Source organism: Nitratireductor sp. GISD-1A_MAKvit, assembly GCF_040819555.1.
GTDB lineage: Bacteria > Pseudomonadota > Alphaproteobacteria > Rhizobiales > Rhizobiaceae > Nitratireductor.
In genome coordinates, this window is sequence record NZ_CP161920.1 from 1657731 (window position 1) to 1671809 (window position 14079).

Annotated in this window: 9 protein-coding genes, 2 pseudogenes and 1 riboswitch; of the genes and pseudogenes, 6 read left to right on the forward strand and 5 right to left on the reverse strand. The window is 60.9% G+C overall.

Annotated features, from left to right (window positions below):
- Positions 1-2 precede the first annotated feature (2 nt).
- Positions 3-1884, reverse strand: a pseudogene (locus AB2N04_RS09240) (hypothetical protein).
- Positions 1885-2419: 535 nt separating this feature from the next.
- On the opposite strand from AB2N04_RS09240, the gene AB2N04_RS09245 reads away from it, so the two are divergent.
- The 3 genes from AB2N04_RS09245 (at position 2420) to AB2N04_RS09255 (ending at position 5036) form a co-directional block, all read left to right on the forward strand.
- Positions 2420-2989: a sigma-70 family RNA polymerase sigma factor gene (locus tag AB2N04_RS09245; protein WP_367718498.1), complete on the forward strand. Its 570-nt coding sequence runs from the start codon at positions 2420-2422 to the stop codon at positions 2987-2989.
- Positions 2986-3642 (forward strand): hypothetical protein, encoded by a 657-nt coding sequence (locus AB2N04_RS09250; protein ID WP_367718499.1) that lies wholly within the window; start codon positions 2986-2988, stop codon positions 3640-3642. The genes AB2N04_RS09245 and AB2N04_RS09250 overlap by 4 nt, the downstream gene beginning before the upstream one ends.
- Positions 3643-3944: 302 nt before the next feature.
- Complete coding sequence (locus AB2N04_RS09255) at positions 3945-5036, forward strand: S8 family serine peptidase (protein ID WP_367718500.1); 1092 nt, start codon at positions 3945-3947, stop codon at positions 5034-5036.
- Here AB2N04_RS09255 and AB2N04_RS09260 read toward each other — a convergent pair.
- The 4 genes from AB2N04_RS09260 to AB2N04_RS09275 are packed head-to-tail and all read right to left on the reverse strand — an operon-like array spanning position 5033 to position 9517.
- Positions 5033-5818 carry an ABC transporter ATP-binding protein gene (locus AB2N04_RS09260; protein ID WP_367718501.1) on the reverse strand — a complete coding sequence of 262 codons (786 nt, stop codon included), beginning with the start codon at positions 5816-5818 and terminating at the stop codon, positions 5033-5035. The two genes, AB2N04_RS09255 and AB2N04_RS09260, sit on opposite strands and share 4 nt — an antisense overlap.
- Positions 5818-6798 carry a FecCD family ABC transporter permease gene (locus AB2N04_RS09265; protein WP_367718502.1) on the reverse strand — a complete coding sequence of 327 codons (981 nt, stop codon included), beginning with the start codon at positions 6796-6798 and terminating at the stop codon, positions 5818-5820. The genes AB2N04_RS09260 and AB2N04_RS09265 overlap by 1 nt, the downstream gene beginning before the upstream one ends.
- Positions 6795-7664 (reverse strand): ABC transporter substrate-binding protein, encoded by an 870-nt coding sequence (locus tag AB2N04_RS09270; protein WP_367718503.1) that lies wholly within the window; start codon positions 7662-7664, stop codon positions 6795-6797. The genes AB2N04_RS09265 and AB2N04_RS09270 overlap by 4 nt, the downstream gene beginning before the upstream one ends.
- Entirely contained in the window at positions 7664-9517 is a 1854-nt protein-coding gene (locus AB2N04_RS09275) for a TonB-dependent receptor plug domain-containing protein (RefSeq protein WP_367718504.1), read from the reverse strand. Before AB2N04_RS09275 ends, AB2N04_RS09270 begins: the two co-directional genes overlap by 1 nt.
- A gap of 128 nt (positions 9518-9645) precedes the next feature.
- Positions 9646-9867: riboswitch (cobalamin riboswitch) on the reverse strand.
- A 266-nt stretch (positions 9868-10133) separates the two neighbouring features.
- Here AB2N04_RS09275 and AB2N04_RS09280 point away from each other — a divergent pair.
- From AB2N04_RS09280 to AB2N04_RS09290, 3 genes and pseudogenes are all read left to right on the forward strand, one after another.
- Positions 10134-11787: pseudogene (locus AB2N04_RS09280) on the forward strand (ABC transporter substrate-binding protein).
- An 84-nt stretch (positions 11788-11871) separates the two neighbouring features.
- Positions 11872-12909 carry an ABC transporter permease gene (locus tag AB2N04_RS09285; protein ID WP_367718505.1) on the forward strand — a complete coding sequence of 346 codons (1038 nt, stop codon included), beginning with the start codon at positions 11872-11874 and terminating at the stop codon, positions 12907-12909.
- A gap of 12 nt (positions 12910-12921) precedes the next feature.
- Positions 12922-14079 (forward strand): ABC transporter permease, encoded by a 1158-nt coding sequence (locus tag AB2N04_RS09290; RefSeq protein ID WP_367718506.1) that lies wholly within the window; start codon positions 12922-12924, stop codon positions 14077-14079.

Here is a 14079-nt window from a genome sequence, read left to right on the forward strand (position 1 = left end):
CCTCACGGCGCACAGGATTCAAGCGGCGTTTCAAGCGGCAACGTCACCTTGCAACAGGGGAAGTAGCCACCCGCCTCGGCGTCGGACTGCTTATAGAAGCACAGGCCGAGATCGACGGTTTCACCGGGAATGTGGCCATTGATGCCGAGAGTGAAGGGCGTGGCCAGACCGGGAACCGTCTGTTTGGACGGGGAAACGCCGACGCCGGGTGTAAGCGATTTCGCGGAAAGCGAATCGCCACCGATACCGGCGCGGTCATGGATGTAGAGATCGGCTTCAAGCCCCGCGGGCGTACAGAAATACGCTGCCGTCTCCAGCTCGATACAGGGCGGGAGATCGTTGGGCGGCGGGAAGCCGGGCGGCCAGCCGGGGACGGGAATGTCGCCCGGATAGGGGATAGGCTCGTAATAGCCTGCGCGGCCCTCGCAGGGTCGCCAGACCTCCACGTCGCCGACATGCCCCTTGACCTCAGGGTCTTCGAAGAACCCGTCATAATCGGCAAACCACGAGCCGAAAGGCGGTTCGTTTTTTGGCCGCACGAGCGTGCTTCTCGTAAGCTGTACGCCATGAACGGCAAGCGGCCCGCCTTCGATGAGCCTATCTTCAAGGGCAGGGTTGTCGCGCAGCCTGTCGCCGGTTTTGACCAGCGTGGCGGCGCAGGCATCGTGGTTGAAGAAGCCTTCGGCGTCATAGCCATATTGCAGATCGATGCCGCCGGCTCCCTGTCGGTATGGTTCTGGAAAACCGACTGTATATTCCTGAGGTGCCGGCACCCAGATGCTTTCGGTTTCGGGATCGTCGGGGCTCTCGCGCCAGTAGCGCAGCACCGATGCCTCACCGCTGTCGGCGAAGCTTGAGTAGTCATAGCGGTTTTCGACCTCGCCCCGCTGGGCGAGATACATGAAGCCGCGTGTGTCGAAGGCGATGTCGGTGACCGGAAGCTCTTCTTCCGCCTCCACCGTAAGCTCCCAGCGCGGGTCGCCGGCGAAGGTGCCGTCGCGGGCGATGCCCACGGACCAGATTTCCGCTTCATCACCGACCGCGTAGTAGAGGCGTCCGCCGTGCATGGCGAGGCCATAGACGCGGCGCTCTTCCTGCGTGTAGCCCCAGCTTTTGGGCTCTTCCGCGTCGAAAGCAGCACCCTGAATGTCCATCACCGCGCCATCATCGCCCACGGGATCGAGCCCGCGTGCCGGTCGGCCCCGCCACGCCGTGATCGAACGTGTCGATGAGATTGCCGTCGATGTCGATGCGGTGAATGAGGCCGCTGTCGAGATCAGACGCGAAGAATTGGCGATGCGACCGGTCAAAGGCGATGTTGCCGATGCCGGGGCCGCTGTTCGTGTCGATATCGGCAAACAGGGTCACGGCACCGGTGATGCCGTCGATCTTCCAGATCGAACCGGGGCCGCCGCCATTCTTCTCGCCGAACTGACCGTCCATGAAGCGTGCACCAGCTTCGCCACGGCGCTGCCGTTCGGTCCGCCCGTCTTCGTCCGCGTCTTCCGTAACGATCTGGAGACCATGCATGGACGTGGCGGCGGCATAGAGGTTTGGCACGATGGCCGTGGTCTCTTCGCGTCTGCCGTCATCATAGGCGAGGCCGAACACCTGACCGATTTCAGACGCTGCGACTTCAAAGGGCGGTGGCGTGAAGACCACCTGTCCGCTGGGTGGTGCGCCGAGCCAGGTTATGTCGAAGATGCGCAGCGAGGCGCGCTCGGTGTCGATGAAGGTTTCGTCCACCGGGTCCACGCCGGGCAGGAGCCCCTCTTCAAAACCGGGAATGAGCGTGCCGGGAAAGCCGGTCACGGCCATGAAACCCGGCTGGATGATCGCGTTTTCCTGCGCGTTCGCGGGTGCTGAACTGGATAAGCCCGCCATGATTGCGAGCGCTATGGCGGTGGTGCTTTCAAGAATACGTCTGGCGATTGTGCCAGGACGATCATGTGCGTTTCCGTCGCACCGTGCCGGGAACTGCCGGTTATGCCCCATGCCTTGCCTCCCGAAGCCGTTTCGGAAGGTTGCCGGATGGGCATTCTTGATGAGCCCTGTTCTCCTTGTTCCGGTGTATCCCCCCGAAGCGAGGTTCATTTCAACCCCGTCGCGGGAGAGCCTACGCCTCGGCTTACGCAAGGTCAATAAAGCCGCCCCGGCCATGGGCCGCAGCGGCTTGGACGACCATTTGCAGTCGATATGCCGTGTCATCAGAACACTCCTTTCCGGGTGCGCACCATGCGTACCCTTAAGGGTTTGTCTGACGAGGCTGTGAAAAGGTTCACGCCAATGAGCGCGGGACGCCGAATGCGGGAGTCAATTCCGTTTCCACCCAACACCAAAATGGATTAGCTTTTCAGAGACTGGGGGAAGCGATGAACCAAAATGTCCCGCCGCGCGACACATTGTCGAAGGGCAGGTCATGAGCGGAGTGGATCAGAAATCTGATGCCGAGCTCGTGGCGAGAACGGCGCGCGGCGACAGGGCGGCGCTCCGGCTCTTGTTCATGCGGCATCACGCTCGGGTCTTCCGTTTTGTGATGCGCCAGACAGGATCGGAAACCATGGCAGACGAGATTGCGAATGAAGTGTTTCTGGAGGTGTGGCGCCAGGCGTCGCGCTTCGAGGCACGCTCGCAGGTCTCCACCTGGCTGCTTGGTATCGCACGCTTCAAGGCGCTCTCTGCCCTGCGCAAGCGCCGGGAAAGCGCGCTGGACGAAGGGCAGGCAGAGGCGATTGAAGACAGCGCAGACACGCCCGAGGTTGCAACGATGAAGGATGACAAGGCGGCGGCGTTGCGCTCATTTGTCAATGCGCTGTCGGAGGAACATCGCACCGTGGTGGACCTCGCCTATTATCACGGCAAGTCGGTGACCGAGATCGGCGAGATCCTTTCCGTTCCGGTCGCCACCGTCAAAACCAGAATGTTTTACGCCCGCAAGAAGCTCGGAGAAGCATTGCAGGCGGCCGGATATGATCGAGGCTGGCCATGAGCGAGAACGCACAATCAAACCGCCGCGACCGGCTGGAGGCGCTGCTGCCGTTCTTCCTGAACGGAACGCTTTCGGGCGCGGAACTGCGCGAGGTCGAGGAGTGGCTCGCATCCGATCCGCAGGCAATGGCCTCGCTGGCCGAGGCAGAGGGCGAGTATTCGGCCACGCTTGCCGACAATGAGGCGATCCATCCGCCAGACGATGCATTGACCCGTTTCTCAAGAGCACTGGCCGAAGAGGCGGGGGCCGAGAAAAACGCAAAACCCTCTCTGCGTGAGAGGCTGGCGGGCTTTTTGCCTTCGCTGCCCGTGCAGGCTGCGTGGGTGGCCGCAGGGCTTGCGCTCGCCATTCTCGTGGGCCAGACGGTCTGGCTCAATCTTACGCAGACGGAGCAATACTCGGTCGCCGGTGCGGATCGCGAGGATGCACCCTTCGCCTTCGTGACTTTTGCGGCGGATGCTTCCATGGCCGATGTCTCGGCATTGCTGGAGAAAAGCGGGGCCGAGATCGCCGCCGGACCGCTGCCGGGCGGGCTCTACCGCGTTCTTGTTCCTGCCGAAACGGCAGAGCAATATGAGGCAATTGTTGCTGCGCTCGAAAAGGCTGAATTCGTGGAAACCGTTGTGACCGGACGCAGACCCGGCGATGACTAGGCTCGTTTCACGCATCCTGGCGGGTATCGCCATCACAGCCCAACTGGCAATGACAGCGCATGCCCAGACCTCCGCTCCAGCCGAGGCGGCGGACGGTGAAACGCAGGCGCGCGCAGCTTCTGGCGAACGGCACGTGGTTTATCTGCCACCGATGCTTTCAGAGCTTTTTGGACCGGGGACGGGCAGGGCTGCCCCGGCGCAACCCGCGACGTCCGTGGATGCGCCCTCTACCGATGGCGATGTTTCTGACGACAGCGCTGGCCCATCCGCACCGCCTCCCACGACGGCGGGGGCAGGGGCGCTTGCCAGGGCCTGTCGCACCGCAACGTGCCATCTCCGGGGGTTTCGTGCCGGACGAGGTGCTCGTCACTCTTGACGGAGACGAGGATGTGGCTGCCGCCGTGGCCGCGCAGTTCGGTCTGGAACTGCGCTCGGCCCGTGGGTCGGCCCTGCTTGGGCGTACCATTGCCCGGCTCGGCATACCCGATGGGCGTCCGGTGGCGTTCGTGCTTGCACAGCTTGAGGGCGACGGCCGGCTGGCAGATCGTGTTCCGAACCACGTGTTTCAGCTTCAGCAGGCCGCCGGCGTCGTGAACTACGCCTTCGAGCGGATTGCGCTCGATGCGGGATCGGTGAGCGGTGAGAATGTGAGCGTGGCCGTTATCGACACGGCGCTGGACGTTGCGCACCCGGCCCTTGCCGGTCGCATAGAGAGCATGTTTGACGCGCTTCCCGACATGGCGGTGAAGGACCGCGCGCATGGCACCTCTATTTCCGGGCTGATTGCTGGCGATGGGCCGTTTCGCGGCATGGCGCCCGGCGTGCGGCTCCTCCATGCACGGGCTTTCGAGGGTGGTATCTCCAGCACGAATGTGCTTCTGGCCGCGCTCGACTGGGCGGTGGAAGAGGGCGCGCAGATCGTGAATATGAGCTTTGTCGGGCCGGAGAACCCGCTTTTCTCTTCGGCCTGCCGGAATGCGATGGCGCGCGGTGTCGTGCTTGTTGCTGCGGCTGGCAATAACGGACCGGGCGCGCCTTTCGGCTATCCTGCGGCCTATGATGGCGTGATCGCCGTGACGGCTACGGATGTGCACGACCGGGTGATGAAAAAGGCCAATCGTGGGCGCTATATCGATCTTTCGGCGCCGGGCGTGAATGTGGTGGCCCCCATTCCCGGCGGCATGGATGTGGTCACGGGCACGTCTTTTGCAGCGGCAATCGTCTCTGGAGCGATTGCCAATCTGATCCATGCGGGCAAGGACGCTGAACCGGAGGTGCTTTCGCAGCTGTTGCGAACCACGGCGGTGGACCTTGGCGATCCGGGCCGTGACGAGGATTTCGGTGATGGACTTCTCAATGCCGGGGCAGCGATGGAAAAACGCGTGGCTGATTAACCGGGCGAGGACATGTCCGTAAGCCCGACCGGTGCGATGATCAGGCCGTTTTCGTCACGGGCGCAGTGGGCGGTCACACCGTAGATCCTTGCCAAATTCTCCTGTGACAGCACGGTTTCGGGTTTACCGAACGCTGCTAGCTTCCCTTCGTTCAGAAGGATGACCTCATCGCACCAGCGGGCAGCGAGCGTCAGATCGTGGAGCGAGACCAGAACGGTGCGGCCTTCGGCAGCGAGCCGTTTCAGCGACTGCATCAGCATGATCTGGTGTGCGGCATCGAGGCCGGAGGCCGGTTCATCGGCGATGAGGAGCGGTGTCTCCTGCGCGATTGCACGCGCCATCAGAATGCGGGCCTGCTCGCCGCCCGACAGCTCGGTGGCGACCCGGTGGGCAAGCGGCGCGACATCGGCCATCGCCATGGCACGCTCGACTGCGGCATCATCCTCTGCATCCGCGCGCTGGCCGAAGGCACGCCACGGCAGACGGCCGAGCGCCACGAGATCGCGCACGGTAAGACGCCAGCCTATGGTGCGCTGCTGCGGCAGATAGGCGATGAGGCGGGCGCGATCGGCAGGGCCGATGACCGCAAGATTGTGTTCGCCGAGCTGCATGGCGCCTTCGGCGGCGACGTGCCCGTTGAGCGCACGCATGAGCGTGGATTTGCCGGCGCCATTCGGCCCCAGAAGCCCGATTACCTGGCCGGGCTCGATGTCGAAATCGATGTCATCGAGCACCTGCCTCCTGCCAAGTTTCACGCTGAGATTTTTGACGCGCAGATCCATCAAAGCATCTCCCGGCGGGCGCGGACAACGAGCCACAGGAAGAACGGCGCGCCGATCAGCGCTGTCAGAACCCCGACATTGAGCTCGCCGGCCGGCAACACGATCCGAGCGGCGATGTCTGCGGCGAGGAGTAGTGCGGCGCCGCCGAGGCCTGCAGGCAATAGGAGGCTGCTTGGCATTCGGCTGGTCAGCGGGCGGATGAGATGCGGAACCACGAGGCCAATGAATCCGATCGTGCCGGCGACCGCCGTTGCTGCGCCAACGGAGAGTGCCACACCGGCGACGATCAGGAAGCGCGCGCGGCCCATGTGAATGCCGAGGCTGGAGGCTGCTTCCTCGCCCAGCGAGAGCGCATCGATGGCGCGGGCCGACAGTGCGATCAGGAGCCAGCCAGCCGCCATGAGTGGCAGGGCGAGCGCCACATGGTCCATGGAGCGGTCTTTCAGAGACCCCAGCAGCCAGAAGATGATCTCATAGGCGGCGAAAGGGTTGGGCGACAGGTTTAGAACCAGTGAGGTGAGCGCGGCCGCGAGACTGGAGAGCGCAACGCCTGCAAGAATGAGTGTGAGTGTGGAGCCCTGGCGCGCGGCAATGGCAAGCAGGATGAGCACGGCAAGAAGTGCGCCGAGCAGCGCTCCGGCAGGCAGGGCATAGAGCGAGCTTCCGGCAAGGCCTGAGTAAAACACCACCACCGCGCCGAGGGCTGCCATGGAGGAGACGCCGATCACGCCGGGCTCGGCCAGCGGATTTCGCAGAAACCCCTGTAGTACGGCACCGGAAAGCCCGAGCGATATGCCAATGGCAAGACCAAGGAGGGCGCGTGGCAGGCGGATTTCACGCATGATGATGGTTGCCGCCTCGCCACCGCCGGCAAAAAGGCCGGATATGCTGTTTTCGACCCCCAGGTCGGCCGGACCGACCAGCAGCGACACGGCGAACAGCACGAAGGCGAGGGCCGCAAGCGAAATGGAAAGCTTCATTGTGTGGTGCTCCCCGGACAGGGGGCGATTTCGGCTCGGAGCGTTGCCAGCGCCCGCACGGCTTCAATCACCGAGGGCGTGCCGCAGGACAGTGAGCCCTCCGGTACAAAGGCGCCGATCCGTGTGTTCGGGAGGGCGGAAATGGCTGGATGGCGTGGCACATATTCCCCAAGTGTCGGCGCTTTTTGAGGCGTGCTGATGCTGATGACGTCCGGTCGAGCGGCAATCACCTGCTCCAGCGGAAAAGGAGCAACGCCAATGATACCCAGTTCGGCGGCAAGATTGGCAAACCCGGCAGCCCGCATCACGGAATCGGCCAGTGTGCCGCGGCCCGAGGCGATGCCGTTCTGATCGTAGGCGATCATGGTGGGGCGTCTGTCACACTGGCTTGCGGCAATCGCCTCGAGTTCTTTGGTGAAACTGTCAGCAACGGTTTCCGCTCTCTCTTCCTGCCCGAGGAGTGCTCCCATGCGCAGAATTTCATCGGGAATGGTTTCAAGCGTCTGTGCGAAGGAGAATTCCTCGACATGAAAACCCAGGCGTTTCAGCAGGGCGGTCGTGTTGTGGAGCGAGTAGGTGCCGGTGACCACCAGGTCTGGCTTTTCCAGAAACACCTCTTCGGCGAGCCCGCGATTGACCGGGTAGCTGTGGGCTTTCTCATGCAGCATGGAGAGGCTGGGTTCACGCGCGAGGAAGGAAACGGAGACAAGCTGCTCCGGTTCGGCCAGCGTCATGGCGAGTTGATCGGTACAAAGATTGAGCGACATGACACGTTTTGGCGCGGCTGAAACCGGCGCGACAAGCAGCGCGCCGGCCAGAAGAACGAGGCCGGAAAGGCGGGGAAGGCGTTTCCGGCGCTGCAGCATCAGGGCGCGAACTTTGCGCGGAAGCCGGCGAAGACGCCGAAGCCGGGTGTGCCGTAGCCTTCCACGACCTCATAATTCTGATCGAGCAGGTTTTCGCCACGCAGATAAAGCTCCGTGTTCTCGTTCGGCTTGTAGGCAATTTTCGCGTTTACAAGGACGTGGTCATCAAGCTTCGAGCGGGGGCTGTCGACATAGCCGTCGACCGTATCGAGAGCGATTTTCGCTGTGGCTCCGATTTCCCAGCGCTCGGCCGGGCGGACTGTCGCTCCAAGAGCGATGTCATGTTTAGGGATGCGCACTTCGCGCAGACCATCCGTCTGGGTCGCCTTCGTGTAGGTGTACGCGCCACGCAGGTCCAGCCAGTCGGTTGCCGCATAGGAAAACGACGCCTCCACACCGCGCGTTTTGACCACGCCATCGGTCTGGATGTTCTGATAGGTCACGGGATCGTATCCGATATGATCCTCGACATCGATCATGAAGAAGGTGAGATTGGTGACAAGCCTGTCATCCTGAAAGCGCTGTTCAACGCCGATATCGAAGCCAAGGCTTGTTTCCGGCTTCAGGTCGATGTTGCCATAGACAGGCGCATAAAGCTCATAAAGGCTCGGCGCGCGATATCCCGTTCCGACCGAGGCGTGGAAACGTGTTCCGGTGCTGGCAAGTTCATAGGATCCTGTGGCGCGCCAGGAGGTGTGCCCGCCGAAGGTGCCGTGTTCGTCATGGCGCAGGCCCGCTGTCAGTGTCAAAGCGTCAAACGGGCTGTAGATCGCCTCGATCCAGCCGCCGCCCATAGAGACGCTTTTATCAACACTTGCGGTGGTTGCTGCCTGGCGCTCCCAGTCCGCGCCGAAATTGACCGTGAGTTCGGGAGAAACGTCAAGCGAGCCCAGATAGTCGAATTTGTAGCGCAGTCCGTCGAAGGTTGAGGTGGTACCGAAGCCGCTGGTGCTTTCACGGGCGGTGTCGGATATCTGTGCCGATACCGTGTTGTTCAATTGACCGTCAAACATTGAGAATTCCGCGCCGATGCGCCCGGCCGCCTGCCGAAACTTTCCGTTAGCGGGGGTGTCGGCGATGGGATAACCATCATCGGTCTGCGTTGAACCATTCAACAGAAGCCCACTGGCGAAAACGGCAAGATCGTCGCTGATCTCGTATCGCCCGCCGAGGGTCGCGGTCAGATTGGTGTATCCGTCGTCCTCAACGCCTGAGGACGCCATCGAGAACCCATCGGTGGTGAAGCCAGACAAAGAAAGGCCAAATTCGCCACGGTCGAAACCGCCCGTCAGCGTGTAGTTGCCAAAGCCCGTTTTGCGCGACCCGCCTTCGACGTGAATGCCGTGCTCAATGCCCTGCGGAATACCGCCAAGTGTCGAAAGATTGACCACGCCGGCAATTGCATCGGAGCCATAGAGCGTGCTCTGCGAGCCTTTCAGAACTTCGATCCGCCCAATGCCGCCGGAGAGAAGATGACCATAGGCGGGCTGAACGTTGGGCCCCGACACCTCGGAAATGTCGATGCCCTCGAAGAGGGTCTTTACATATTGCCCACGCAGGCCGCGCATTATCAGGGTCGTGGTGTTGCCTGGCCCGCCATTGGGGGAGAGATAGAGGCCCGGAAGCTGGTTGAGATAATCCTGCACGAGAGGCAGAGACTGTTCCTCGATATTTTTTCGCTCGATGACATGCACGGAAGAGCCCACTTTCGCAGCCTCGATAGGGGTGCGGTTGGGGGTGATAACCAGGGTCTCGAGCGCGAAATCCTGAGCCTGGGCCGTTTCTGCGCTTATACCCAGAATCAGCACGGATGCGCCAAGCAGTTGAAAGGCTCTGTGGTGTTTGGAACGCATGCATATCCTCCAGCGTGATCGATTATTCAGTTTGGCTGGAGAGCGACGGCTGTCTGACTTTTGTCCCCCCGCCAGCGATGACAATCGCCACCACTGCGAGAACCACAGCCCCGGAAGCATCCCGCATCCGGACGGTGACGGCCCAAGGCAGGTTTCCTGGCTCACGCTTCATCGGCTGCCTCGCCTTCCCGGGTATTGCACCCAGTGGCGTTCGAGGAGCCTCAGCGCTCACAGTTGCGGGAGCAGCCACGGCTTGGGCCATTTCGGTATGACCTTTCCGTGTTCCCTTTTCCCCGGACGATGAACACCGGCCGGAGCACCTCAAGCGAACCCGGATCGCTTAGCAAGTGGTTATGAAAGCGTCAATTGGCCCGGGTGTTTAGGAAACGGACCGGCTGGCAGCGGCGGCGCAGGCTCTGCCAGATCCGTGAAGTGCTTCTTGTTGTAAAATCGGCTTTTCGTATAGTTTTTACGGCAGTGCTGTCGCAAATCCGTCATTGCGATTGTCGAATAAGTAGCAGAATTTGCTTTCCGAACCCTGTGGATTTTTGACATCGGGGGCGGGATAAGAAATGCTAATCGGGAACCGAAAACGGTAGATAATGGGAGTGCGTCGATGACGTTTTTCAAGAGCAATGGCAAGAAGGTGCCATCCCGCGTCGCTGAAATGGCGAACGAGGCGAGGGCCGGCAGGATGGACCGACGAGAGTTTCTTGCGCTCGCAAGCGCGCTTGGCGCATCGACGGCTGCCGCTTATGGCATGCTCGGCTTGACTGCGCCGGGGCAGGCGATGGCGCAGGAGCCCAAGAAGGGTGGAACGCTGCGTGTTGCGATGTTCATCAAGGACCCGAAGGACCCGCGAACGGCCGACTGGTCAGAGATTGCCAACGCGATGCGCCAGACACTTGAGCCGCTGGTGAAGTACACTCGCGACTTCACTTTCGAGGGCAAGCTCCTGGAGAGCTGGGAGGTCAATGAGGATGCGACCGAATACATCCTGCATGTGCGCCCCGGTGTTACCTGGAACAATGGCGATGCCTTTACTGCCGATGATGTGATCTACAACTTCAATCGCTGGTGTGATCAGACGGTTGAGGGCAACTCCATGCCGGCACGCATGGCTTCGCTTATCGATCCTGAGACCAAACAGGCGCGCGAGGGCGCGATCGAGAAGGTCGACGACATGACGGTGAAGCTGAATTTGTCGGCGCCCGATATTTCGATTATTCCCGGCATGTCGGATTATCCGGCCCTGATCGTTCATCCGAGCTTCGATGAAACGGGGCGCGATTTTGTTGCCAACCCGATCGGCACCGGCCCCCTTCGAACTGGTGTCCTATGAGGTGGGCAATCGCGTGGAGTTGAAGAAGCGCGAAGACGGCAAATGGTGGGGTGGCGAGGCCTATCTCGACGGCATCGAGTTCATCGATTACGGCACGGATCCGTCCGCGACCGTCAGCGCCTTCGAGTCCGGAGAAATCCATACCAACTACGAAACAACTGCTGATTTCGTGGACATCCTGGATTCACTCGGGCTGGTTAAATCCGAGGTCACCACCGCCACGACGATCGTGGCGCGCACCAATGTCGACAACAAACCCTATGATGACGAGAAGGTTCGTCGGGCTCTGCAGCGTGCAGTCGACAACCAGACGGTTCTGGCGCTCGGCTATAACAATGCCGGCGAAGTGGCAGAAAACCACCATGTCTGCCCGATCCATCCCGAATATGCCGAGCTGCCGAAGCTGGAACGCAATCTGGACGAAGCCAAGGCGCTCATGGAAGAAGCCGGCCAGATGGATTTCGAGCACGAGCTCATCACCGTGGATGAGGACTGGCACAAGAACACGGGCGACGCCATCGCCGCCCAGTTGCGCGAGGCCGGCTTCAAGGTGAAGCGCACGGTCCTTCCCGGCTCCACCTTCTGGAACGACTGGACGAAGTATCCCTTCTCCATGACCAACTGGAACATGCGTCCGCTGGGCATCCAGGTGGTGGCGCTCGCCTACCGTACAGGCGAGGCGTGGAACGAATCCGCTTATTCCAACGCGGAGCTCGACGAGCTGATCGAGGAAGCGCTCGCCATCCCCAATCCTGACAACCGCCGCAAGGTGATGAAGAAGATCGAGGAAATCCTTCAGGGATCCGGCATCATTCTTCAGCCTTATTGGCGCAAGCTATACAACCACTCGGTGGAGGCCGTGAAAAACCACGGTATGCACCAGACTTTCGAGATCGATCTCGAAAAGGTCTGGCTCGACGAGGGGTAAGACGGGACCATAAGTGGGGGCCAAAAGGCCCCCATTTGCGCAGGCAATCAATAACAACCTCCGCCAACGGAGGAAGGGGAAACCGTGCTTGGGTTTATCGTGAGACGTCTGGGCGTCATGGCATTGACGATGCTGTGTCTGACTCTTGTCGTTTTCTTTCTTGTCAATCTGGAACCGAACCTTAAAAAGCTCGCAATCAGCCAGCTTGACATGCGTTCTTCGGCTGAGGAACTGGAAAGCTGGCTGCAGAAGAATGGCTATCGCCAGAACTTCTTCCTGCGCTATGGGCAGTGGCTCGGTGTTGTGCAAAAGCAGCCCAATATCGACCCTGAAACGGGTGTGTCTTCGCCACGGTTTTCCTATTGCGATGAACCGGCAGAACCCTATTACGGTGGTATTCTGCAGGGGGATTTCGGCTGTTCGACCAAGTTCAAGGTGCCTGTTGCCGAAAAGCTCTTTCCGGCCCTTGGCGCTACCGGCATCCTGATGTTCTGGGTCATGGTGGTTATGGTTCCCGTCGCACTTTTGATCGGGGTTCTGGCGGGCATGCGGGAGGGAACGCGAACGGATCGAACGCTCTCTGTTGCTTCGATCGCGACCACGGCAACGCCGGAATATGTGTCGGGCGTGATCTTTGCGGTGATCTTCGCTTCATGGCTTGGATGGCTCAATGGCTCGGCTGCAACGGCCACCCGTCAGGGCATCTCCTTCTACAATTTCACCCTCCCGGTGATGACGATGGCGATTTACGGCATCGGCTATATCGCGCGCATGACACGGGCCTCGATGGTTGAGGTCATGACGCAGCAATATATCCGCACCGCCCGTCTCAAGGGGCTGGGCTTCCGGGCCGTGGTGATCAATCATGCGTTGCGCAACGCGCTGATTGCGCCCTTCACGGTCATCATGCTGCAGTTTCCCTGGCTTTTGACCGGCGTCGTGATCGTGGAAGTGATGTTCCGCTATCAGGGCTTTGGTTTCACGCTGGTGGAGGCGGCAAGCAACAACGACATCGATCTGCTGTTAGGCTGTTCGCTGGTATCGGTTTTCGTGGTGCTGTCCACGCAACTGATTTCCGATGTGGGTTATGCCTATCTCAACCCGCGCATTCGCGTGCAATAGGGAGGACGCGCGATGCAGGTAGAAACCCTTGGCATTTTGGGCATCATCTTTGGCGTATTTGCACGCTTCTGGCCGGTGTGGATCGCGCTGGCCATCATCCTTTTCTTCAGCCTTCGTTTTCGCGAGCGTCTTGGTCTCTATGGGCAGCTCTTCGAGACGGGCGTCGGCGTTGCCGGTGTGATGATCTGCTTCTTCTGGCTTTTCACGGCGATCTTCGCCGGAACGGTGGCGCCGTTCGATCCGCTGGCGCAGTTTCCGATCATGAAGAATGTTCTGCCTGGCGGGATTGAGCCGGAAAGCGGACAGGCCTTTCTGTTCGGCGGCGACCGGCTGGCGCGTGACGTGTTCTCGCGCATGGTCTATGGCAGCCAGATCGTTCTGATCATTGCGCCTGCGGCAACGCTTTTTGCGCTGATGGTGGGTACCACGCTCGGTTTGCCGGCGGGCTATTATGGCGGGCGGATCGACAGTTTCCTCTCGTTCCTTGCCAATCTGGTCCTCGCCTTTCCGGTCATTCTGCTCTTCTATCTTCTGGTGACGCCAGGCATCCGCGAAACACCCATTCCGCAATGGATGGCCGGTGTGTTCTTCATCTTCCCGATCGTGTTCTTCGTGACGCTTTTCTGGACGCGCTACAGAAGCCGCCCGCGGCTTCTGGCGATCCAGCTTGCGCTGACATTGCTCATCGGTGGCTGGGCCTATCTGGGCCTGGTGTTCGATGCCGATCCGCTCGGCATCATCTCGATCAGTTCCAACCAGCTCAACATTTTCGTGGCGGTTGTCTTCGCCTCGGCGCCGGGCGTGTTTCGCATCGTTCGCGGGCTGGTGATGGACATCAAGACACGGGACTATGTGGCGGCGGCCCAGACGCGTGGCGAAACGCCCTGGTACATCATGCTGTGGGAAGTGCTGCCCAATGCGCGCGGCCCGCTTATTGTCGATGTGTGCCTTCGCATTGGCTACACGACCATCCTTCTTGGAACGCTCGGCTATTTCGGCCTCGGCCTTGCGCCTGAAAGCCCGGACTGGGGCACGGGCATCAAGGAATCGAGCCGTCTGCTCAGGGCCTATGTTCACCCGGCGCTGCCGCCCGTTTTCGCCCTGATGTCTTTCGTGCTCGGGCTGAACCTGCTTGCCGATGCGCTGCGTGAGCAGTCACTGAAGGATTGA

Coding starts and splice junctions, on each gene's coding strand:
- AB2N04_RS09290 (WP_367718506.1), top strand. CDS start 12,922: ATGCAGGTAGAAACCCTTGGCATTTTGGGCATCATCTTTGGCGTATTT.
- AB2N04_RS09265 (WP_367718502.1), bottom strand. CDS start 6,798: ATGAAGCTTTCCATTTCGCTTGCGGCCCTCGCCTTCGTGCTGTTCGCC.
- AB2N04_RS09275 (WP_367718504.1), bottom strand. CDS start 9,517: ATGCGTTCCAAACACCACAGAGCCTTTCAACTGCTTGGCGCATCCGTG.
- AB2N04_RS09250 (WP_367718499.1), top strand. CDS start 2,986: ATGAGCGAGAACGCACAATCAAACCGCCGCGACCGGCTGGAGGCGCTG.
- AB2N04_RS09245 (WP_367718498.1), top strand. CDS start 2,420: ATGAGCGGAGTGGATCAGAAATCTGATGCCGAGCTCGTGGCGAGAACG.
- AB2N04_RS09270 (WP_367718503.1), bottom strand. CDS start 7,664: ATGCTGCAGCGCCGGAAACGCCTTCCCCGCCTTTCCGGCCTCGTTCTT.
- AB2N04_RS09260 (WP_367718501.1), bottom strand. CDS start 5,818: ATGGATCTGCGCGTCAAAAATCTCAGCGTGAAACTTGGCAGGAGGCAG.